This is a genomic window from Bacillus sp. z50, from assembly GCF_058313585.1.
Genome location: NZ_JBZFQL010000002.1, coordinates 89,183 through 111,294 on the forward strand (window position 1 = coordinate 89,183; position 22,112 = coordinate 111,294).

At 37.6% G+C, this 22,112-nt stretch carries 21 protein-coding genes and 1 pseudogene; 8 read left to right on the forward strand and 14 right to left on the reverse strand.

The features are described 5' to 3' along the window. The first annotated feature begins 259 nt into the window (after positions 1-259). The 5 genes from AC4G3N_RS06290 to AC4G3N_RS06310 all read left to right on the forward strand — a co-directional run bounded on the left by AC4G3N_RS06290 (position 260) and on the right by AC4G3N_RS06310 (position 7,953). Positions 260-3,190 carry an SH3 domain-containing protein gene (locus AC4G3N_RS06290; RefSeq protein ID WP_491089928.1) on the forward strand — a complete coding sequence of 977 codons (2,931 nt, stop codon included), beginning with the start codon at positions 260-262 and terminating at the stop codon, positions 3,188-3,190. Between the two features lie 190 nt (positions 3,191-3,380). Beyond that, positions 3,381-3,650 (forward strand): Parvovirus coat protein VP1-like protein, encoded by a 270-nt coding sequence (locus AC4G3N_RS06295; RefSeq protein WP_491089929.1) that lies wholly within the window; start codon positions 3,381-3,383, stop codon positions 3,648-3,650. Positions 3,651-3,918: 268 nt separating this feature from the next. Beyond that, positions 3,919-4,686 carry a YqjF family protein gene (locus AC4G3N_RS06300; RefSeq protein WP_491089930.1) on the forward strand — a complete coding sequence of 256 codons (768 nt, stop codon included), beginning with the start codon at positions 3,919-3,921 and terminating at the stop codon, positions 4,684-4,686. A gap of 298 nt (positions 4,687-4,984) precedes the next feature. Continuing rightward, a complete protein-coding gene (locus AC4G3N_RS06305; protein ID WP_175354261.1) occupies positions 4,985-5,143 on the forward strand; it encodes a hypothetical protein in 159 nt (52 codons plus the stop codon). Between the two features lie 428 nt (positions 5,144-5,571). Beyond that, entirely contained in the window at positions 5,572-7,953 is a 2,382-nt protein-coding gene (locus AC4G3N_RS06310; protein ID WP_491089931.1) for a DUF8508 domain-containing protein, read from the forward strand. A gap of 98 nt (positions 7,954-8,051) precedes the next feature. Here AC4G3N_RS06310 and AC4G3N_RS06315 read toward each other — a convergent pair whose 3' ends face one another. The 6 genes from AC4G3N_RS06315 to AC4G3N_RS06340 form a co-directional block, all read right to left on the reverse strand. Further along, entirely contained in the window at positions 8,052-8,174 is a 123-nt protein-coding gene (locus AC4G3N_RS06315; protein ID WP_491090079.1) for a phage holin, read from the reverse strand. A 170-nt stretch (positions 8,175-8,344) separates the two neighbouring features. Continuing rightward, a complete protein-coding gene (locus AC4G3N_RS06320) occupies positions 8,345-8,722 on the reverse strand; it encodes a hypothetical protein (protein WP_491089932.1) in 378 nt (125 codons plus the stop codon). Between the two features lie 12 nt (positions 8,723-8,734). Continuing rightward, a complete protein-coding gene (locus tag AC4G3N_RS06325; protein WP_491089933.1) occupies positions 8,735-9,049 on the reverse strand; it encodes a hemolysin XhlA family protein in 315 nt (104 codons plus the stop codon). 165 nt (positions 9,050-9,214) lie between these two features. Continuing rightward, on the reverse strand, positions 9,215-9,832 hold the full coding sequence (locus AC4G3N_RS06330) for a glycoside hydrolase family 25 protein (RefSeq protein ID WP_491089934.1): 618 nt from the start codon (positions 9,830-9,832) through the stop codon (positions 9,215-9,217). Positions 9,833-10,081: 249 nt separating this feature from the next. Beyond that, positions 10,082-10,222 (reverse strand): hypothetical protein, encoded by a 141-nt coding sequence (locus AC4G3N_RS06335; RefSeq protein ID WP_491089935.1) that lies wholly within the window; start codon positions 10,220-10,222, stop codon positions 10,082-10,084. 107 nt (positions 10,223-10,329) lie between these two features. After that, a complete protein-coding gene (locus AC4G3N_RS06340; protein WP_180349899.1) occupies positions 10,330-10,467 on the reverse strand; it encodes a hypothetical protein in 138 nt (45 codons plus the stop codon). Between the two features lie 212 nt (positions 10,468-10,679). Here AC4G3N_RS06340 and AC4G3N_RS06345 point away from each other — a divergent pair. Next, a pseudogene (locus AC4G3N_RS06345) lies at positions 10,680-10,926 on the forward strand (tyrosine-type recombinase/integrase); the annotation flags it as partial. 99 nt (positions 10,927-11,025) lie between these two features. Here the strand turns inward: AC4G3N_RS06345 and glnA are convergent. The 4 genes from glnA to hflX form a co-directional block, all read right to left on the reverse strand. After that, a complete protein-coding gene (gene glnA / locus AC4G3N_RS06350; RefSeq protein WP_066104225.1) occupies positions 11,026-12,360 on the reverse strand; it encodes a type I glutamate--ammonia ligase in 1,335 nt (444 codons plus the stop codon). 46 nt (positions 12,361-12,406) lie between these two features. After that, positions 12,407-12,820 carry a MerR family transcriptional regulator gene (locus AC4G3N_RS06355; protein ID WP_066104229.1) on the reverse strand — a complete coding sequence of 138 codons (414 nt, stop codon included), beginning with the start codon at positions 12,818-12,820 and terminating at the stop codon, positions 12,407-12,409. A gap of 681 nt (positions 12,821-13,501) precedes the next feature. Continuing rightward, positions 13,502-14,767 carry a methionine gamma-lyase family protein gene (locus AC4G3N_RS06360; protein ID WP_491089936.1) on the reverse strand — a complete coding sequence of 422 codons (1,266 nt, stop codon included), beginning with the start codon at positions 14,765-14,767 and terminating at the stop codon, positions 13,502-13,504. A gap of 15 nt (positions 14,768-14,782) precedes the next feature. Then, a complete protein-coding gene (gene hflX, locus AC4G3N_RS06365; RefSeq protein WP_066104235.1) occupies positions 14,783-16,033 on the reverse strand; it encodes a GTPase HflX in 1,251 nt (416 codons plus the stop codon). Positions 16,034-16,178: 145 nt separating this feature from the next. On the opposite strand from hflX, the gene AC4G3N_RS06370 reads away from it, so the two are divergent. Continuing rightward, on the forward strand, positions 16,179-16,781 hold the full coding sequence (locus AC4G3N_RS06370) for a trimeric intracellular cation channel family protein (protein WP_139891111.1): 603 nt from the start codon (positions 16,179-16,181) through the stop codon (positions 16,779-16,781). A gap of 122 nt (positions 16,782-16,903) precedes the next feature. Here AC4G3N_RS06370 and AC4G3N_RS06375 read toward each other — a convergent pair whose 3' ends face one another. The 4 genes from AC4G3N_RS06375 to miaA form a co-directional block, all read right to left on the reverse strand. After that, positions 16,904-17,662, reverse strand: a complete 759-nt coding sequence (locus AC4G3N_RS06375) for a hypothetical protein (protein ID WP_139891112.1) — start codon at positions 17,660-17,662, stop codon at positions 16,904-16,906. Between the two features lie 280 nt (positions 17,663-17,942). Then, positions 17,943-18,896, reverse strand: coding sequence for a stage V sporulation protein K (spoVK, locus tag AC4G3N_RS06380; RefSeq protein ID WP_066104245.1), 954 nt, complete (start codon positions 18,894-18,896; stop codon positions 17,943-17,945). Positions 18,897-19,167: 271 nt separating this feature from the next. Beyond that, the gene (hfq, locus tag AC4G3N_RS06385; RefSeq protein ID WP_066104248.1) at positions 19,168-19,395 is read right to left on the reverse strand and encodes an RNA chaperone Hfq; all 228 of its coding nucleotides are present in this window, start codon (positions 19,393-19,395) and stop codon (positions 19,168-19,170) included. 29 nt (positions 19,396-19,424) lie between these two features. Then, a complete protein-coding gene (gene miaA, locus AC4G3N_RS06390; protein ID WP_139891113.1) occupies positions 19,425-20,375 on the reverse strand; it encodes a tRNA (adenosine(37)-N6)-dimethylallyltransferase MiaA in 951 nt (316 codons plus the stop codon). A gap of 933 nt (positions 20,376-21,308) precedes the next feature. Between miaA and AC4G3N_RS06395 the strand changes: the two genes are divergently transcribed. Beyond that, on the forward strand, positions 21,309-22,085 hold the full coding sequence (locus AC4G3N_RS06395; RefSeq protein ID WP_491089937.1) for a YqjF family protein: 777 nt from the start codon (positions 21,309-21,311) through the stop codon (positions 22,083-22,085). Positions 22,086-22,112: the final 27 nt, after the last annotated feature.

Genomic DNA, 22,112 nt, shown 5'->3' on the forward strand with positions numbered 1-22,112 from the left:
TATTACCTTTATTCCTTTTTTTAATGAAAAAATAACATCTAAATTATGGAATCTTACATTTCTCGCTAAAGATTTCCCAAATTATGCCGATATGTGATATAGCACCCTCTATGACATTTTATGATGGAGACATTTTTTAGTTACTCATTTTATCCTTAAATTTGTTTGGGATTGATTTAACTGGTCTTTGCAGTTGTCTGACAAAAATATATGCCATACAGCCTTGTAAAACTGAGGGAGAATAAAGGAGGATGTACATTTGCAAAATCAAAAGGCAAGCCATAAGCCATTGGTCTATAAGGGTACAACACTTTTATTATCTGCAGGATTTATCCTATATAGCGGGGATACATCATTAAAATTATTGGACACCAAAAAGGCAGAAGCATCTAGTGTTACGTATTACGAAACCACTTCTAATTTAAATTTACGAGTCAGTAATTCTACTAAAAGCACTGTACTCTTAACCATCCCTAAAGGGGAAAAGATTAGCTACCTTGCAAAAAGTGGTTCTTGGTTCAAAGTGAAATTTAACAATCGCACAGGATGGGTCAATAATAAGTATGTGAAGAAAGCTGAAAATATTACTTCTAGTAAAGCAATTGTCTCTGGCTATCAAACTACAGCTAATCTTAATTTACGATCCAAAGCGTCAACCAATGGGAAAATCCTGAAAACCATACCTAAAGGGAAAACCCTAACCTATATTTCCACTAGCGGTTCTTGGATTAAAGTAAAATATCAAACTACTACGGGCTGGGTTAGTTCAGATTATGTAAAAAAAATAAATAAGAAAGCTAAGGTTGAACCTGCTGCTGTGGTGAAATCTGCTGTTGTTACCAGCAGTTCATCAGCCTATACAACGAAAGCTAACCTTAATTTACGATCATCCGCTTCAACAAAAGGAGCTATTTTAACGACCATTCCTAAAGGGAAATCCGTAACTTATGTTTCCAAAAGCGGTTCTTGGTTCAAAGTAAAATATGGCGGTAAAACCGGTTGGGTCAGCTCCAGTTATTTAAAAGCTAACTCAGCTGCTGCTAAACCAACGAGCAGCACCCCTTCCGCTGTGGCAAAACCACAGCAAGAGGTTACGTACCGAGCAACAGCTAATTTAAATTTACGATCCTCTTCTTCAACAAAAGGATCTATTCTTACGACGATTCCTAAAGGGAAATCCGTTACTTATGTTTCTAAAGGCGGTTCTTGGTTCAAGGTGAAATATAGCGGTAAAACCGGTTGGGTCAGCTCCAGTTATTTAACTGCTGCTATACCAACAAACGGTACAGGCACACCATCTACCGTGGCAAAACCACAGCAAGAGGTGAAGTATCAAGCCACAGCAAATTTAAATTTACGTTCTTCTGCTTCAACGAAAGGATCCATTTTAACGACAATTCCTAAAGGGAAATCTGTTACTTATGTTTCCAAGAGCGGTTCTTGGTTCAAGGTGAAATATAGCGGTAAAACCGGTTGGGTCAGCTCCAGTTATTTAAAAGGTGTTACACCGGTTAAAAATGAGAGCCCCTCCCCTTCTGTTGAAAAACCAAAGGCGAATTTGACTTATCAAACTACTGCTAAACTGAATCTAAGAACTGAGGCTTCTACCCAGGGGTCTGTATTAACGCTTATACCAAAAGGAGAGAAAGTTACCTATCTATCAAAAAACAGTTTTTGGTTTAAGGTGAAGTATGGAAACAAAACAGGTTGGGTCAGCTCTGAATTCCTAAAGGAAACAACTGAAGATAAAAAAGAGGAAGTAAAGAATAAAGAGATTTATACGACAACTGCTAATTTGAAGTTTCGAATTTCAGGCTCTACCAGTGCAACAGTCATTACTACTATACCTAAAGGAAAGCAGGTTACGTATTTATCCAAAAAAGGGTCATGGTATAAGGTTTCCTTTAACTCACTTACAGGCTGGGTCAACTCATCCTACCTGGTAAAAGGAGCATCTACCTCCGATTCCTCTAATCCAATCAGTTCAGATTCCTATGTAACGATGGATTTAAGGACAAAATCATCCGTAACAGCTGCTCAGATTAATACGTATATTGCGAAAAATGCAACCTCCTCCAACAGTGTTCTATATAACAGGGGAAGCATATTTATTGATGCAGCAAACAAGTATGGCGTGAACGCTTTGTATCTTGCAGCACATGCCATTCATGAGAGCAATTTCGGTAAATCGACTATATCATTGGCAAAAAATAATCTGTTTGGTTACGGAGCCTACGATGCAGCTCCATTCGTGGGTGCTGTCAAATTTAATACAATCAAATCAAATATTGAATTTATTGCTCAAATGATGAAAGCAACGTATTTAAATGAAGGATACTGGTCCTATAAAGGTGCTTATCTTGGTTCTACCGTTAAAGATAGTAATGGGAATAGAATCGACAGCCTAAGCAGCGGGATGAATTTTTATTATGCGACCGATTCAAATTGGGGAAAAGCGATTGCCAAACATATGTCGGCGATGCTTGATTACAGTAACGAGGGTGCAAAAAATGCCACCCCGAATAAAACGGTGCCAAGCAGACCCTCTTATCCTGATGCAAAAGATGTCTTTCCTACCGGTACTCTTGCTGTAGCCCATAAAACAATTAATCTGACATCAGCAGATAACACAGGTTCAACCGTTTATCAGACAACTTCAAACCTAAATTTGCGATCAAGTGCTTCAACAGATGGTTCTATTCTGCTCACCATTCCTAATGGGAAAACGATAACCTATCTTAGTGCAAGTGGTAGCTGGTATAAGGTTCAATATAACGGAAAAACCGGCTGGGTCAGTTCTGAATATGTCACAAAAACAAACTCAGGATCTTCTGTCAGCATTCAAGCTGGTGAAACCTTTAATTTACTAGAAAAACATAACAATGAGTCTTTAAAAGTAAAATACAAAGGGGAAATGTATTATACATCCAGTTTTGGATTAAGCAGTTATTATAACTACATGTCCGTTAAAAATCTGGCGCGTGTGGATGCTACATCCTTAAATGTCCGTTCTGCTGCGAATACAGGCAGCAGTATAGTCGGTACCCTATCTAATTATCAATATATTGAGCTATCGGTTGATTCAAAAAACAATCCGGAAACCAGCAATGGATGGTATAAGGTGAAACTTTCAAATGGTACACAAGGATGGGTTTCCGGAATGCATATTATCCGTGAATTGAATAAATAATAGATTGTGAGATTGTCATATCTTAGTTTTTAGCCCAGAGATTCACTCTGGGCTTTTTTCTATAAGGATATATTTGTTTTGTCACAACAGCCCATTAGAAAACAAAAGGAAACATTCACTATTTATCCGCCCTTACGTTTTGTCCGACTCCTCATATATTAATTATAAAGATTTATATGGAGGTGGAAGTATGCAAAGAAGAAGACGTGCAGGCAAAGGACTATGTTATCCAGGATATAATTGGTGCGGTCCTGGCTGTTCTGGTCCATGGGGACCTACTAATCAAGTAGACTCATGCTGCAAGAAACATGATGACTGTTATAAGAGATTTGGACCCACCAAACAGTGTGACGAGATGCTGTTAAACTGCCTTCAATCACAAATAAATCCTCGAACAAAAATGGGACGAGATGCTCGATTGTTTTACAATGTCATGCGCCTTAGGTGTGATCTCCGATAATTTAATCAGAAACTATAAAAAGCCTCTCAAATCTTTCTGATTAGAGAGGTCTTTATTTTTACCTATACATTACATCAGTACTATTAGATCTGGAAATTTTATATTTAACTCCATATTTCCCTCAGCTATAATCACTCTTAAATATTATGTAAATTGCATTCCCTCTTGTTCTATTCTTTTTATTATGCCGTGTTGCTTTATCGGAATGTTTAATATCTATATATATGGGCAAAACATTTAATATACCTAGAGAAATGAGGCGGAATTTATGTATTTTGAGTTGAAAGAAACGAAACATCGCCCTTTCCCTTTACCGAAATCACCGTGGGTACTGACCCAGGTATGGAATGATATGCTATTTTTACATTATCAAATAGACCCCACCCTTCTTCGTCCATATGTGCCGGAGGAATTGGAGATTGATTTATATGAAGGAAAAGCATGGATTTCGATTATTCCCTTTAAGATAACTAAAATGAGAGCAAGAGGGCTTCCACATTTTCCATATCTTCATACTTATTTAGAGCTGAATGTACGTACATATGTTAAATACAAGGGTGTTCCTGGTATTTATTTTTTTAGTTTGGATGCTGATAAACTATTAACCGTCTTGGGAGCACAAGTGGGCTTGGGCCTACCTTATAAAAAAGCACATATGTACTTTCAACAGGAAAGGGATCAATTTTATTTTCAAAGTGTACGAGATAGCAGTAAACAAACCTATCAACTCGATGTTCAATATGAGCGTAAACAGATTTTATACGAACCCCTGCCGGACTCTTTGGATTTTTGGTTATTAGAACGATACAGTATGTATAGTATTTGGGGAAATTTAATCATACGCGGAGATATTCATCACGATCAATGGAAAGTAAGTATGGTTCATGCGCATATTTCAACTAATACTATGCTCGACTTTTTAGGAGATGAAACACTCGATCCTGCACCACAGCATATGCATTACTCGAGAAGAAAGCGATTTTTATTTTTCCCTCCAAAAATTGTGGGCAAAATTAAACACTCCACAGACAAATAATCTATACAATAGGTGTAATCTCGACTATATTATGTTAAACGAAAATATACTCTCTTTAGTCTGGTTAGATAAAAGGATTCAAAGAATTTAACTGAATCCTTCTTAATTCATTCTCCCTTTTATCATACCCATCAGTTGGGTAAATGATTGCTACCGTAACTTAATCCTATCTTTTCGGTAAATTGGCTTTCTTTTGACTTCTTAATAATATTAAAATGTAAACTCCTATTAATCTATTCGTAACATTGTAACTATATAATGGTACTATAATAGTTTTCCAGAAGGATAGATGCTAAAAATGGACATAAAAGAGCCAACGAAAAAAACGAATTCAATAACCATACCTCCGGTGATTAAAGATTATATCGGAAATAAAACTACATTAGAAGATTTAGAGCAACTGAAGCATTTGGTTGCAAAAAGATATGCTGAACTTAAAGTACCCCGTCTCGATTAACGGGGTTTTTTATTTGCCTACATTCAACCTCTATTCTTACTTTTCCTACTTAGTGTTTTCTCTTCATTTTTTCTATAATTCTTACCCCGTATTTTCCTATCCTAGTTCATCAAATCTGCACCTTAACTTCATTAAGATGTTAATCTATTGAAAATAAAAAGCTCTCTCCTAGGCTCATTCTGGCTATAGTATTCTCTCAGCCCTATATTTAATAGAAGAAACTCGATATTTTTTACTAAACGATATTTCTAACTTCAAAAAATTGAGGATTCGGAGTCAATACCTTTCTAAAAAACAATAGAATCATGACTTTTTACTTATATTGACTATAACTTTCAATTGAAAAATGAATCTAACCACCCTGTACTAATTGCCCTCTTTTTTGTAGTATATGGGAGAAATGATAGAAATTTAAAGGAGAGTGTCGAATGTCAAAATCCAATATTAATCGTTTCTTCGTCCCAGCCTTTCTCGTGTTCCTGCTCCTCTTATCGTTCATTCCTGCGGTAACACCCAAGGCAGATGGACCAATTACTGTAACAGAGGCAATAGCAAACAATACAGGCAATGCTACTGTTGAAGGCTATATCGTTGCCCATACGACAGGAAATAATAGCTACGATTTTGAAGCACCATTCAGCAGTGATTTTAATATTGCGCTAGCTGATTCACCCAATGAAACGGATAAAGAAAAACTGCTTCCTATCCAGCTCCCGGCTAAATTCCGAGCAGAATTTGGGCTGCAGTCTAATCCATCCATCATCGGCAGTAAAATTCACGTTACTGGAAATCTTGAGGCTTACTATACAGTGCCTGGATTAAAATCACCTACCTCCATTGTTTTTGCAGAAGAACATGATCCAACTCCGAAAGCTGCCGCTGCTGCGAGCTCAGTCTCTCCCGGACCAGTATCAGTCGGTACAGCTATTTCCTTAACAACAGAGACGGAAAACGCAACCATCCACTATACAACAAATGGGATGGAACCTACCATAGACAGCGAAGTGTACACGACCCCCATCATCATCACAGAAAACACGACAGTTAAAGCAATCGTCGTAGCAGACGGCTATAAAAACAGTGATATTGTATCACTAGCCTATTACATTGCCACTAGTGGTTTACAGATACATGACATTCAAGGTGCCGAGCACTACTCCCTATTTCAGGATCAATATGTGGCAGATGTTGAAGGCATCGTAACTTATATTGCCGATGCTAACAACTTTTACATGCAATCTCTAACGCCTGATAAAAACCCTGCCACCTCAGAAGGCATACTTGTCTATAAAAGAAACCATGCTGCACAAGTTGGTAATACCATTAAAGCAAGCGGTCAGGTTAAAGAATGGGTACTTGAAGGTTATGCAGAAAAATTAACAACGGATTTACCGGTTACAGAAATCAATGCTACTAACATTACGATTGTAAATGACTCACAACCGCTCCCTAAGCCGATTGAGATTAGCCCGCTTAAAGGACAGCCAACACGAATCATCGATAACGACCAGTTCAGCAAGTTTGATCCATATCAGGACGGGATTGATTATTACGAGAGCCTAGAGGGAATGCTCGTAAACATTAAACAGCCGAAGGTTATTGCACCGCAGGATTATGGCGAACTATATGTAGTGTCAAAATATACTTTACTCAACACCCTGGCAAAAGGCTTGAGGATTTCAGAAAACGATTATAACCCAGAGCGACTCATCATTGATACTGGTGATTCAAGCTTTGTTACCAAGACAGGCGATTCATTTACTGGAGATATTCATGGAGTTGTAAGCTATGGTTTCAGCAATTACCGGATCTTATCTGATAAAGAAAATTTACCAGAGCTTAAAAATGGTAGCCTGACACAAGAGGTAACGAAATTTAAGCAACATGCAAAAAAACTTACAGTCGCTTCCTATAACGTAGAAAATTTCTCCCCGAAGGAAAGAGACGAGAAAACTACTAAACTTGCAAAAGCCATTACAGACAATCTAAATCAGCCTGACATCATTGGACTTACTGAAATTCAGGATAATGATGGTGCCACAAATAGCGGTAATACAGATGCAAGTGCAAGCTATCAAACATTGATTGATAAAATCAAAGAGTTGGGCGGTCCTGCTTATTCATTCACAGATATTGCGCCGGTTAATAATCAAGACGGAGGCGCTCCTGGAGCGAATATTCGCGTTGGATTTTTATATAACCCAGAGCGAGTGTCACTCACTCCTGCTCCAAAAGGCAGTGCGAATGAAGCAGTCAGCTATGAAGATGGCAAACTGACAGCTAATCCAGGACGAATTGATCCTGAAAATCCTGCTTTCGATAGTAGTCGTAAGCCTTTAGCTGCCCAATTCACCTTTAATGGGAAGGATGTTATCGTCATCGCTAACCATTTTAATTCAAAAGGCGGAGATGAGCCGCTCTTTGGAAAAAACCAGCCGGCTATATTGTCTAGTGAGGAGCAGCGCATTAGCATAGCAAATGTGGTGAATCAATTTGTAAAAGAAATCCAGTCCAAGAACAAGAATGCCAATATTATTGCTCTCGGAGACTTAAATGACTTTGAATTTACAGATACACTCAAAACACTGAAGGGAAGGGAACTGACGAATATGATTGATTTGATTCCCTCAATTGACCGCTATACGTACGCCTATCAAGGGAATTTACAAGTGCTAGACCATATCCTTGTTTCGAAACCACTAACATTGCGTACAGCTGTTGATATTGTTCACATCAACGCTGCCTTCATGGAAGAACACGGACGGGCAAGTGATCATGACCCTGTATTAATCCAAACCATGCTAAAATAATGCTCAATAAATTCTTGAGAAGGCGGTCCTAAAAGGATTGCCTTCTCTTCTTTTATGTAAGGCAGAGTTTTGAGAGGATACGTCTTAGGTAACGTATATTATGAACACAAGAAACCCAATGGTACATATACATCGGGTTTGTCATCTCTTGGCACTTCATAAGTCAAGGCTTGTCTACTGTTTCCTATTCCTTTAATGGCAGGATCCTGAACAATACCAATTCAGCTAAAATAACCACAAAAATCAAAACTAATTGTGGTGTAACATCATCTTCTGCGACAGACGGCATGACTCCTATTAAACCGAGCAATTTATATATAAAGCTGGTGACTAAAGTAGCAAATGCAATAATAAGGTTGGGTTTTTAAAACGTACTTTCCAATTCATTCTATCACTCCATTAACTTAGTATGCTTAACTTCAAATATATTTAAAAGGCTGAATGCTGACAGTAAAAAGAAAATCCCTGCCCCCCAATTTAAGGACATTTCACTCGTGGCATAAGAAACAGCAATGATTAAATAAATTAAGGCGGATAACCCTAACCCAAACTTTCTCATTACATAACTATTAATAACCAGCCCAATAACCTTAATGGTAGCTGCAGAAAAGAAAATGAGAGCAAACAATGTCTCGCTTCCCAACTGACTTAAAGTTCCATATAACTCTGGCAATTGCTGAAACATATCATTGTTGAACATACATACCATAGCAAGGTAATAGCTCAATATACTGACTAGTGCCTCAAAATATGGTATAGATCTTTTCATCATGCACCCTCCTTAGTTCAGTTTTTGTATAGCAAACACAATAAAACCGATAACCGCTGGAATAGTTCCACCTATAACGGCAGCGGTCACAGTTCTTCTTAACCATACAGTATCTCCTTTAATGTCTTTTAGGGTTTCTAAAATACCAGCAATCTGCTGATCGTGTACAATTTGTGTACTACGCATTTGGTCCAACCGATCCTCCTGCTTGTCCATCCGGAGTTCATGTTTTTCAAAACGCACGTCCTGTTTATCAAATTGCCCTTCCGTCTGACGCTTGTACTCTTTGAACTCTTCTAACATATTGATCACCAACTGTTTTAACATCTGTAACCTTCACCCTCATCATATGCGAAGAATCTTTCTTTTGTGCCATAATTAGACTATATAACTATCATTTAATGTCTGAATAGTTGGCCAAGAGAATGGCTCACTTTACACGAGCATCACTTTAGGCAAAAAAAGAGGACTCCAACTAGAAGTCCCCTCATACTATGTGATTTGATCATTATTACCCGTGAAAAAACTCAATGGTTTATTACTTATAATTGCATTCAAGTCTACATTACCAGCATATCCATCTACTATTCCTTTGTCTGTAAACTGCCATAAGTCGCAAGCATAGTCAGGTTTCCTGCTACTTGCTCGCCTGCCATTGTTACGCCCATAAGAAGGTATCCAAACAGCATCAAAGTCTCTTATATCGATATTAAAGGATTTATAGAGATGATTGGCAATATATATCCCTACTTTCTTTGCCCCAAGAGCTCTCAATTTCTTTGCACAGGCCTTAACCCCTGTTCTCATATCTTTCATGCTCTTCTCCTCAACATCAAGCCAGTAAACAGGCGGGCTAAATTCTTTAGTCCGGTTATAAAAATCAGTAGCCTCTTTCTCCATATCAGAGATCGAAATACCTCTTACCCACGCATAGGCATTAGTTGGTACACCACGCTTATTAAATTCCTTGTGATGAGTTTTATAATGTCTGTCGATTGTAGAAGATCCATACTGAGTACGAACAATAACTAAATCCACTTCCTTGGCTAGTTTGTCATAATTTATAGACGATGGTGGCTGGTGATGTGAAATATCTATAATTTTCCCCATTTTTATCAGTACCCCCTTTTATTAGAATATATAAAAAGAGCCCTGGGGGACACTTAAAATAAATTAAACGGCAACTATAGTTTTTGACAGAGGCGAGCAATTTTGCTGGGCATAAAAACTGCCTCGGTTTTTTTATATTAAATCCTTAAATGGTAAGACTTCTCCCCTTCCCTTAAGGGATTGTGTGCACTATATCGGCAGAGCATACACCTGGATTCTGCTTGCCGTTTTTTATCCAACTAAGGCGATCTATAAAGGGCTTTTCGCTATGTCCTTCACCGCTATAACAGCAAACTTCTCTTTAGAGTATATTCTTAGTTGTTTCTCCAGAAATTCATCCGCTTCCGGTTCCCATGGAATTCTAGCATCAGTTTTCCATGTGTCTCTCATTTTTATCGCCTCCTACTTTTATAATATCAGTCAGAGGCGATTTATTAATAAGAGGGGAAAAGTTTTTATAAAAAAGAGGACTTCCAGAGTGGAAAGTCCCTTTAATTTTAAATTTTCAGCTTTTCTAATTCGTTTAATTTTAAATGCAAAAGAAGAATTTTTTGATTAACTTCCTTAGATGATTCCACATGTTGAAGCAAATAGCGTAACCGCATGGTGTGGAAAATACACAAAAGTTTCTTCATATATAATCATCCTTTATCCGACTTACGTTAATAATAGCGTTGGTATATAACTTCAACAAGAGGCTCAAGATGCGGTTCATTTGTCATATACAAATAAGAGGAATCCCACTTAGGAACCCTCTTATTTTATTCTTCTCATGTTACCGTATAGTATGTTCCAATTATACTTTAAATCCACGAAACCTTTCGCACAGGATATTCATTACCTGTAACTATTTAATGCTATGGAACGAATCCATAAAAGAGCCGGATTGCCAAAGATACCAATTCACGCTTTAAGGCATACTCATGCTGTTCTACTCCCATAATCAGGAGCTTCGATGAAATACATCCAAGTACGATTGGGTCATGGATCCATGCAGATCACTCACCGCTGATCTGTACTCTCACATATCGAAGAAGATTGAAGCAGATAGCATGAATAAATTCGAGGATTACACCAAGGACATATTAAATTAAATGAAAATTCGTGGGCGGTTTTTCAAAACATCATGAATTAACGTATTTGACCACAAAAAGAAAAAACCCTCAATACCGCAGTATCAAGGGTTTCAGCTATTAATACATTTGAAGATATTGTTCTCTCTCCCATGGATGAACTTGAGTTCTAAACATATCCCATTCAATCTCTTTTGCTTCTACAAAGTGTTCCAGAATATGATCACCTAGACCATTCATGATGACTGGGTTTTTTTGTAATTCTACTAACGCTTGATATAATGTAGACGGAAGATCTTTAATACCTTCTTCAGCACGTTCTTGTGCAGACATTACATAGATATTACGGTCAATTGGTGCCGGAGCTTTTTTCTGATTTCTAATGCCATCAAGACCAGCGCTAAGTAATACTGCCATAGCTAGGTATGGATTTGCTGTTGGGTCAACAGAACGTACCTCAACACGTGTGCTCAATCCACGGGAAGCCGGAATACGGATTAGTGGGCTACGGTTACGAGCAGACCATGCAACATAACAAGGTGCTTCGTATCCAGGAACTAGACGTTTGTATGAGTTAACTGTTGGATTTGTTACTGCCGTGAACGCAGGCGCATGCTCAATGATACCAGCTATGAATTGATGAGCTGTCTCGCTCAATTCGATATTTCCTTTTGTATCGTAGAAAGCATTCTTTCCATCAGAGAATAAAGATAAGTTCATGTGCATACCGGAACCATTCACACCGAACAATGGTTTTGCCATGAAAGTTGCGTGCAAGCCATGTTTACGAGCAATTGTTTTTACTACCAATTTGAACGTTTGGATTTGGTCACATGCTGTAATCGCATCAGCATATTTAAAATCAATCTCATGTTGTCCTGGAGCTACCTCATGGTGGGAAGCTTCAATTTCAAATCCCATCTCTTCTAGCTCAAGAACGATATCGCGACGGCAATTTTCACCTAAATCTGTAGGAGCAAGGTCAAAGTATCCGCCTTTATCATTTAACTCCAAAGTTGGTTCCCCTGCTTGATCCAATTTGAATAAGAAGAATTCTGGTTCAGGCCCAAGATTGAAATCTGTGAAACCTAGCTCTTTCATTTCCTCTAACACACGTTTTAAATTAGCACGTGGGTCACCTGAGAAAGGTGTGCCATCCGGATTGTAAATATCGCAGATTAAACGAGCCACTTTTCCTTTTTCAGCAGTCCAAGGAAAAATTACCCATGTATCAAGATCTGGATATAAAAGCATATCAGATTCTTCGATACGAACGAACCCTTCAATGGATGAACCATCAAACATCATTTTATTTTCTAATGCTTTATCAAGCTGACTTACTGGAATTTCTACGTTTTTAATTGTTCCCAGAATGTCGGTAAATTGTAATCGAATAAATTTCACATTTTCATCTTTAGCTAACTTTCTAATATCATCCGCAGTGTATTTCCCCATCTTCCTTTTTCCTCCTTAAATAATAAAGCTTTTTATATTTTAATTTTTAATTAAAAAACCGATGCATATCACCAGATTGGTTGCTGCCTCTCGTTGTAAAGCGGCCAGCCTTCAAAATTTCATCACGCAATAATTTTCTTAATTGCGCATTGGTCAATTCTGGTTTTGTTTCTTCTTTAGAATGTTCATCTTTAGCAATTATTTCAGTTTCATTATAAATAGAAGGTTCAAGAATTTTTTTAATCCCAGCCATATTTATGCCTTGATCAAGCAATTCTTTAATTTCCAAAAGACGATCAATATCGTTTAACGAAAACATCCTTCGATTACCCTCTGTTCTGGCTGGATAAACCAATTTGTGTTCTTCATAATAACGGATTTGACGTGCAGTTAAATCGGTCAGCTGCATGACAATACTCATTGGAAAAAGTGGCATGGTTCTTCTGATGTTACCGCTCACCACTACATCCTCCTTCAATACCTCTTCTTGATATTGTTAGTTTATGCCATGTAAACTTCTTTGTCAATCATATGTAAGGTTTTCTGACATGGAATCTCTGGAGTAATGTATCATTTTAACTGCTTTACTTCTTTTACCCCAAACTCAGACAATTAACCTATTAATTTATAAATAAAAGCAACAAGCTGGTCCTTATTGAATTTCACATAAAAAAGCACTTCTATTTACACATTAATTCAACTCTTTTCCACTAAAAAGTATACCTACCTCTATGGAGCAAATAGACCAAGATACAGAAAAGATATTGCACAGACACACTAGAGGTGTATAGAAGATGCAGGAAAGCCACGGTATCCTACGCCTATCTTACATCTATCAAACACCTTTAATTAGGAATAGGTGTAACAAAGATGTAGCATAGCATCTATTCAGCACCTTCCAGACACCTTTGACCCCGCATAGGTGCGGCATAGGTGTGCCATGGGTGCAGCATAACACCTATCCTCCACCCTTCAGACACCTATGCTATGCGATGCCATTCAATAAACAGCTAATATGATATAGATAAACAGAGTTCACTTTGAATCCCACTCTGCAAATAATCGGTTACTTGTAACTCACACTGACCATTTTTACTAATAAAAAACTCCCCTATTCCAAAAATAAGGGAGTTATTATTAGTTACTTTATTAATCCTTTTTCAATCATCTGATCAATTGCTTTGCAAATGGCTATTTTAACATGGGAGTACGTTAGTCCGCCCTGTACAAAAGCGGTATATGGCGGTCTTAACGGACCGTCAGCGGTTAATTCGATACTCGCTCCCTGAATAAACGTTCCGGCAGCCATGATTACATCATCCTCATATCCTGGCATATAAGCAGGATATGGTGTTACATGAGAGTTAATTGGTGAAGCAAACTGAATCTGCTGACAGAACAGCACCATCTTATCTCTGTCATGAAATTGGACTGATTGAATGAGATCTGTTCTTGGTTCGTTCCATGTAGGTGAAGCGTTAAATCCCCATTTTTCTAGCATGGCAGCTGTAAAGATTGCTCCTTTTAAGGATTGTCCAACAACATGCGGAGCCAAGAAGAATCCTTGGTACATTTCTAATAAACTGTACAAGGAAGCACCCGCTTCAGCACCAATACCCGGTGTTGTTAAACGATATGCGCATCGTTCTACCAAATCAGCTCTACCGGCAATATAACCACCCGTTTTCGCTAAACCGCCGCCAGGATTTTTAATTAAGGAACCAGCCATTAGGTCCGCACCAACCTCAGTAGGCTCCATTTTCTCAGCAAACTCTCCATAGCAGTTATCAACAAAGACAACGACATCCTGTTTGATAGCTTTTACAAACTGAATCATTTCCTTGATTTCTGCAATTTTAAATGATGGGCGGTTATCATAGCCTTTTGAGCGTTGAATTCCAATTACCTTCGTATTTGGTTTAATGGCTTTTGCTACTGCATCAAAGTCAACATACCCATCTTCCTTTAAAGCGACAGATTGATAGGATATTTGATATTCCTTTAAGGATCCTATACCACTTCCGCGTATGCCAACAATCTCTTCAAGCGTGTCATATGGCTTTCCAGTGATGTATAAAAGCTCATCTCCAGGGCGTAACACGCCGAATAAGGAAGTTGAAATAGCATGTGTTCCAGATATGATTTGCGGGCGGACAAGTGCCGCTTCGGCTCCAAATACATGAGCAAACACCTTTTCCAATGTATCTCTTCCCATATCATCATACCCATAACCTGTTGATGGATTAAAATGGGCATCACTAACCTGATTTTCCTGGAAGGCTTTCAATACCTTCGCTGTATTAAAGTCTACATTTTCTTCAATTTCTAAAAATCTTTCAGCAATCATTTTTTCAGTTTCCTGAACAGTTTCTTTAATTCTCTCACCGTTCTTTAATTGTTCAAACATGTTGCATTCCTACTCCTACTCATAATTTTTAATAATTCCCATGATTGCATGGTCTGCTAAAGCAAGTCCCTTTAGATGATAGGTCTCATTGCTTTCATGAAACTCGGTTGATTTAACGATTGTCTCATCCTTTAACCGGGCTATAATTTTCCCTTCATTAGCTGGAATCATTACGGAATATGGTTCCATAAAGCTTTCAACCAATTTTTCCATTTCTAAAAGGAGTTGTTGAATCCCTTCATCCTGACGAGCAGATATATGAATGGATTTTTCCTTGGATGTCGGTACAAATTCAGAATGGGCGGCATCTTTTTTGTTATAGACAATCAATTGAGGAATATCCTCAGCACCCAAATCCTCGATAATTTTTTGAACGGTCTTCTCATGATTATAAGCATCAGGATGAGAAGAATCCACTACATGTAAAATGGCATCGGATTCTGTCACTTCTTCAAGCGTGGATCTAAATGCCGCAACAAGGGAGGTAGGTAAATCCTGAATAAATCCAACAGTATCACTGATAAGGACCTTGTATCCAGATGGAAGAAGACATTCCCTGGTCATCGGATCAAGGGTAGCGAACAGTTGATTTTCCTCATAAGAATCCGCTTCAGCCAGACGGTTAAACAAGGTTGATTTACCGGCATTCGTATAGCCAGCCAATGCAATTTGGAAACGATTATTTCGTTTTCTGCGCGCTCTGTAACGTTCCCTATGCTTAACAACTGAATCCAACTGCCTTTTGATCTCATCCAAGCGACGTCGAATGTGGCGTCTGTCAGATTCCAGTTTGGTTTCCCCCGGTCCCCTCGTTCCAATACCGCCGCCGAGTCTTGATAATTCAGTACCTTGCCCCGCCAATCTTGGCAGCATATATTGCAATTGGGCTAACTCTACTTGCATTTGACCTTCGCGAGAACGCGCACGTTGAGCAAAAATATCTAAAATCAACTGGGTACGGTCAACGATTCTAGTTCCCAGCTCTTTACCTAGATTTCGTATTTGACTGGGAGACAATTCATCGTTAAAGATTACGACATCCGGTTCTAGCTCTTCAACTAATGCAATAAGCTCCTCGACTTTCCCTTTCCCGATATATGTAGCAGGATGAGGCTTAACTCTCTTTTGAGACACTAATACAAGAGCCTGCCCTCCGGCAGTTTCCGTTAGTGATTCAAGTTCCTCCATAGAGGATTCAAATCGACTGTCATCAATATCTTCTCGCTGACAACCAACTAGTATAGCTTTTTCATATGTTTCTTCCATTATGTCACTTCCCTCAATAGTTCACTATTCTTCTTATCATACCAAAAAAATCACCCGTTCCAAACACTGTATTCAAATGATATGATAAATTAGCCAGATTTTAAATGATTATTTGAATTTTATTTAAGGAGAAAAAGAAAAAAGTATGACATGGGATGTATTAAGCATTATCGGAACAATCGCTTTTGCGATTAGCGGAGCCTTAGTGGCAACAGAAGAGGAATATGACTTATTTGGCCTTTATTTACTCGGATTTGTAACAGCCTTTGGGGGAGGTGCCATTCGCAATTTGCTGCTCGGGATCCCAATAATCCATATTTGGGAACAAAACGGATTATTTTTTATCGCATTCATTTCTATAACTATTGTTTGTTTATTTCAGCATTCGCTTTTAAAGCATTGGAACAGGTGGGGGAATTTTTTTGACGCTATCGGTTTAAGCGCATTCGCTGTACAGGGCGCTTTACTAGCAACGGAAATGAACTTACCGCTTATTGCGGTTGTATTTGCTGCTATCCTGACAGGAAGTGGCGGCGGTATCGTACGAGATGTCCTCGCAGGCAGGAAGCCAATACTGTTAAGATCTGAGATTTACGCAATTTGGGCAGGTATTGCAGGTCTCTTAATCGGCCTCGGAGCGATGACATCCAACCTTGAATTATACCTTTTATTTATTATTATTACCTTTTTACGAATGCTTTCTTATCTATACGAATGGCATTTACCTGTTGTTAAAAGAAGTTACTGATTAAGAGTTACTACATAAATATCCTACTAATCCACTTTCATAGATTCGTATTTATATAGGATAAATGATAAGGGCCTTGCTGTTTTCTTAGCAAGGCTCTTTAATCTGTATTGATGATTATCTTAAGTGCCATACTCCACAACTGGCATGAATCCTTTTACCTCATAATCAGAAATCTCTATAAATGAAAAATTATGACGATGAAAAATAGCTCTGATTTTAGAAGAGAACTCCCTCTTATACTCAAGAATGCGTTTTGTTGTTTCAAATTCCCATACACATAGTTTATTTTCTTCTATAAATAAGCCGTATTTGTAGGTAAGTGCAAAGGTAATTAAATTTCCTGTATCAAAAGGAATTTTCATCGTTTTTTCTTCTTCAAGCTGCTCGTTTAGTATTACTAACTCATTTCTCTCCGAGTTGATACAAGCATAGGGCTTATAACGAGTAACCAGAGGGTCATAGAGAAGATCATATTGGATAGCATTGTTATAAAAAGACTCTAAACCACTGAATGGAGATACACAGTTCAATATATTTACTCCAGCACCCTTTCCGTATACACCTTGATCTCCATATGTACATAGAACGCCATCTTTGTAAGGAAATAACTCATGAATATGTGAACCAACCTCAAATTCAGATACAAATTTACCCGTTAATGAATAAAAAGATAGAGTCGTATTGTATAAAAGACAGAAATGGTCTTTTGTGAATCGAATAATATGGTGACCCTTGGGAAGAGTTAAAATAAGTTCTCCGTTTAATTGAACCGTATTTTCACCGGTGTTTTTTAACAAAACAATCAAATCTTCTTTTTTACAATCTGCATCAATTATTACCTGTTTGCTTGTAAATATAATTTCTTCTATCAAATTCATCTCGTTTAACCTTCTACTCTCATTCCACTTCTCGATCTTTATGGCAAGAGATTGTTAATATAAAATCTACCATTCCAACCTATGCAACTAACTAAAATTTACCACAAAATATAGATTACTTAGACGTGGTAGTTCGTTAATTCCCTGCGTTTGATTTTAGTATTCTAACCTACTAATAATCACCATCTTAGAAATATTTCATTATGACTATTTCTCAAAAAAACAAATGCCCCAAAAGCTTTATGACAGCTTACGGGGCACTCATATTTATTCGTATCTCTTACTCAAACGTATCGAACACTAGGTCATCACTTCGGATGGTCATTAATTCCCGACGTTCATATTGATCCGACAGCAAAAGACGCATTGCCTGAGTTCTGATTGATTTTTCTATTACATTCCTTACATATCTACCATTGGAAAAGGATTTAAGATGTAGAACATTTGTTAAATAATATAGATGATCGCGCAGTTTTCTTTCCGCGTCCAGACTATAAACGTATTGCCTGGCACTTAACATTCGGTTCCCTATATCCATTAATTGATCAACCGTGTAATCCGGAAAATCAATGACAATCGGAAAACGGGATTGCAGGCCTGGATTCAAGGTTAAAAAATACTCCATTTCCCGTGAATATCCGGCAAGAATAAGAATAAATTCATGCTGCCGATCCTCCATATGCTTTACCAATGTATCAATCGCTTCCTTACCAAAATCCTTTTCACCACCCCTTCCCAAAGAATAGGCTTCATCAATGAAAAGAATACCCCCAATTGCCTTTTTGATTAAATCTCTCGTCTTTTGAGCTGTGTGTCCTATATATTCTCCTACAAGATCTGCCCGCTCAGCCTCGATTAAGTGGCCTTTGCTCAAGACATTCATCTTTACAAATAAATCTCCTATAAGCCGTGCGACCGTCGTTTTTCCAGTACCGGGATTACCTTTAAACATCATATGAAGCGCCTGTTTTTCAGCCTTAAGGCCAGCTACTTCCCGTTGTTTATTCACATAAATCCATGCATAAATTTCCTTTATAACTTTTTTCATTTCCTCCATGCCTACGAGACTATTCAATTCAGCTTCAATTTCTTTTAGGGCTATATGATGAGAAGGTATATCCTTTGGTAATGGAGGAACATTTAGAATCGGCTTAACCTGAGCCTTTGCTTGACCATTTTTCAATACAACATTAATTTGCCCATTATTTCTCACTCGCATTGGCTGTTGCTCCATTTGATCACCTCTTTAATGAAGCCGTGTCCCCCCTTTTTTACCTAACACATTCGACAAAGTGAAGGCAAAATAGACAAGGGCACCCCTGAAACTACAATATAAATTTATTTTTTACCAATAAAGGTGTGCCTGATTGTCACATACTGCGATTGCCCGGAAAATAATTATATTTCCTCTCCTTATTTATATTCCGGGCACCCTCCATACAGAATGAAAAAATCAGTTAAATAAAAAACAGACTCACCGTAGAGGGAGTCTGCCGTACTTATCCTTAACCTTCAAGGTCAACTTGTACATTTTTTTGAGGAGCAAATGTTGAAATCGCATGTTTGTAGACCAGTTGATGTTTACCCTCTGTTTCAATTAAGACTGTAAAATTATCAAACCCTTTTATCAGTCCGCGTAACTGAAATCCATTAAGTAAAAAGATTGTTACATATACATTTTCCTTACGCAATTGATTTAAAATTTGATCTTGAATATTGATTCCTTGTTTCATTTTTTTGCCTCCTCTTTTCTCTCTATAGTTTATCTATTCGCCTTTAAAGCGAGCATTCCTGCCACTTCAAGCGATATTTCTTCAGAAATTTTTTCGAAATCAGCCAAATTGGTCATATCAAACCAGTGAACATCCATCTTATTTCGGAACCAAGTAAATTGTCTTTTTGCAAACCGACGGGAATTCCGCTGTATTTGAGCTATAACATTTTCTCGTGTTTCAGTTCCTTCAAAGAGTCCCTCAAATTCCTTATATCCAATTGCTTGCATGGATTGTGCATCTTTTAATCCTTTTGCATATAGTTTTCTGACTTCCTCTTCAAGACCCTGCTGCATCATTGCTTCCACTCGTTCATTGATCCTTTTATATAAAAGATCGCGGTCCATCGTTAATCCAATCAAAGCCACATCATATAATAATGTTCTCTCTGTGGATTGTTCCTGTTCACTGAAACGCTTTCCTGAATCATAAAATACCTCTAAAGCACGGATAACTCTTTTTGTGTTATTAGGATGTATTTTTTCTGCAGCAACGGGATCAATCTCAACAAGTGTTTGATAAACAGCATCAGGCCCTTCTTGTTCAATTCGTTCTTCCAGCTCTTCTCGAATATTAGGATTTGCTGTGGTTTCAGGGAACTGGTAATCATAGAGGACGGATTGAATATACAAACCGGTACCACCCACTAATATAGGAAGCTTTCCCCTATTCGTTATATCATTAATCTTCTGCTGCACTTCTTGCTTAAAATCATAAACATTATAGGATTCAGATGGTTCCCTGCAATCAATTAAATAATGAGGAATCCCTTCCATTTCGTCCTTTGTAACTTTAGCAGTTCCTATATCCATACCCTTAAAAATCTGTGCTGAATCGCCACTTATAATTTCACCATTGAACTTCTTGGCCAAATTGATTGATAATTTGGTTTTTCCCACTGCCGTTGGTCCAATAATCACGACCAATTTCTGTTTTTCCATTTATGCTTCACACTGCCCTATTCATTTTTTTCTTATCTTAACATAAATCATTATAATCTGAACATGAGCGAGTAACATCTAACCAGTATAGTCAGTTTAAATGGTCTTTATTCAATTCTTTTTTCACACTTTTATTATTTTTAAATAATTTTTAGATGAACTTTAACCTTAAGATAAGTTCTATTAATACTAACCCTATAATTAAGGTGCTTCAGTAATCAATCATATAACAATTACCTAATCAATATTTATTATAGAGGTTTCATACATTTGAAGGCGTAAACGATATTACGCGCAGCAAATTGCTGAGGATGGAGAAAGGTATCTTACATATATAGAAATGAGGAGATTGTTTTCATGCTCCGGTTCATACAGGTGTTAACCGGCTTACTTACGTTTTTCTTACTGGGTTATATTTTTTCATATAGAGTCTTCTCCTTGGTGCAATTACTTTTTGTTTATTTATTCGTCCTATTTTTAATAACCGGTATTAGAGAACTTTATAACTATAAGACTTTTATAGGATCCATGTATGTTCTTGTCTCGCTTCTTCTTTTCTTATTTTTTATCCACAGATGAAATAGCGGGTTCAATATGACCACTGGCATCTCGATTCCATAGGAAACTTACAAACCCATCTAATTCTTCACGTTGGAAAGTTCTTTCTACAAGGCTTACATTTATCTGTAAGATCCTGAATTTAAATCTACAATAGTTACTTTAAAATAGATTAATAATATAAAATCATTTCAATTTAACGGTATAATAGGTATTAATTAGGTTGTTTCTCTCCATGTAAAATTGCAAAATCAATGCTAATTCTCATGATGTTTTTTTAAACTTTTGATGTAGTTTTACTTAACTTCAGTAAAGTGGTAACGATTATTTTAGAAGGAGTTCAATTCCAAAAAAAATGTTAAGGAAGTGATGGCTTTGGAAGAACAACTAAAGCTCGATAAAAACCAATGGGATGACAGTCATCGTCCATGGGCTCTCCCGAATTTACCTTGGACAATGAAGCAGACATGGAGCGATCTTTTATTTGCCCATTATCCAATTAAATATGAAGTATTACGAAAGTTAGTACCTGAAGTGCTCCCTTTGGATTCATATAATGGCATATGCTGGATTGGGGTTGTACCGTTTCGTATGTCGGGTATTAGACTCCGGGGATTACCCCCTATTCCAGGAACAGATCAATTTCCTGAGCTAAATGTTCGTACATATGTCATTCTCGATGGAAAGCCAGGTGTGTACTTTTTTAGTTTGGATGCTTCCAATTGGCTTGCTGTAAAAGGGGCTAGAACACTATACCACTTACCGTATTGGTACACTGATATGAAGATCCAGACTAATGATACAAACATTGAATTTAAAAGTAAGAGACTACATGACCATGAAATCGAGTTAGCCTGTAGCTATAGACCAATTTCAGAACCATTTCAGGCAGCTAAAGGGTCTTTCGAGGAATGGATGGCCGAGCGTTACTGCTTTTATACCTTAAATTTATCAGGAGTACCGCTTCGCTGTGATATTTTACATGACCCTTGGATATTACAAGAGGCAGAAGCAGAATTCAGTAAGAATTCCGTTCTATCCAAGCAAGGTATTGATATTAATGGTGAAATGCCTATATTTCATTTTGCAAAAAAAATTGAGGTGCGTGCTTGGCCTTTGGTTCACCATTTCACTAATCGTTTCAGTACATAGAATAGTATAAGGTCTCAGTGCCATGGA

Excerpts from the sequence above, each read along its gene's own strand:
- AC4G3N_RS06360 (WP_491089936.1), bottom strand. The coding sequence starts at position 14,767 with ATGTTTGAACAATTAAAGAACGGTGAGAGAATTAAAGAAACTGTTCAG.
- spoVK (WP_066104245.1), bottom strand. The coding sequence starts at position 18,896 with ATGGAGCAACAGCCAATGCGAGTGAGAAATAATGGGCAAATTAATGTT.
- AC4G3N_RS06335 (WP_491089935.1), bottom strand. The coding sequence starts at position 10,222 with ATGAGAGACACATGGAAAACTGATGCTAGAATTCCATGGGAACCGGAA.
- AC4G3N_RS06375 (WP_139891112.1), bottom strand. The coding sequence starts at position 17,662 with ATGAATTTGATAGAAGAAATTATATTTACAAGCAAACAGGTAATAATT.
- AC4G3N_RS06325 (WP_491089933.1), bottom strand. The coding sequence starts at position 9,049 with ATGTTAAAACAGTTGGTGATCAATATGTTAGAAGAGTTCAAAGAGTAC.
- AC4G3N_RS06340 (WP_180349899.1), bottom strand. The coding sequence starts at position 10,467 with ATGAAGAAACTTTTGTGTATTTTCCACACCATGCGGTTACGCTATTTG.
- miaA (WP_139891113.1), bottom strand. The coding sequence starts at position 20,375 with ATGGAAAAACAGAAATTGGTCGTGATTATTGGACCAACGGCAGTGGGA.
- AC4G3N_RS06295 (WP_491089929.1), top strand. The coding sequence starts at position 3,381 with ATGCAAAGAAGAAGACGTGCAGGCAAAGGACTATGTTATCCAGGATAT.
- AC4G3N_RS06330 (WP_491089934.1), bottom strand. The coding sequence starts at position 9,832 with ATGGGGAAAATTATAGATATTTCACATCACCAGCCACCATCGTCTATA.
- AC4G3N_RS06305 (WP_175354261.1), top strand. The coding sequence starts at position 4,985 with ATGGACATAAAAGAGCCAACGAAAAAAACGAATTCAATAACCATACCT.
- hflX (WP_066104235.1), bottom strand. The coding sequence starts at position 16,033 with ATGGAAGAAACATATGAAAAAGCTATACTAGTTGGTTGTCAGCGAGAA.
- AC4G3N_RS06310 (WP_491089931.1), top strand. The coding sequence starts at position 5,572 with ATGTCAAAATCCAATATTAATCGTTTCTTCGTCCCAGCCTTTCTCGTG.
- AC4G3N_RS06300 (WP_491089930.1), top strand. The coding sequence starts at position 3,919 with ATGTATTTTGAGTTGAAAGAAACGAAACATCGCCCTTTCCCTTTACCG.
- AC4G3N_RS06320 (WP_491089932.1), bottom strand. The coding sequence starts at position 8,722 with ATGAAAAGATCTATACCATATTTTGAGGCACTAGTCAGTATATTGAGC.
- AC4G3N_RS06370 (WP_139891111.1), top strand. The coding sequence starts at position 16,179 with ATGACATGGGATGTATTAAGCATTATCGGAACAATCGCTTTTGCGATT.
- hfq (WP_066104248.1), bottom strand. The coding sequence starts at position 19,395 with ATGAAACAAGGAATCAATATTCAAGATCAAATTTTAAATCAATTGCGT.
- glnA (WP_066104225.1), bottom strand. The coding sequence starts at position 12,360 with ATGGGGAAATACACTGCGGATGATATTAGAAAGTTAGCTAAAGATGAA.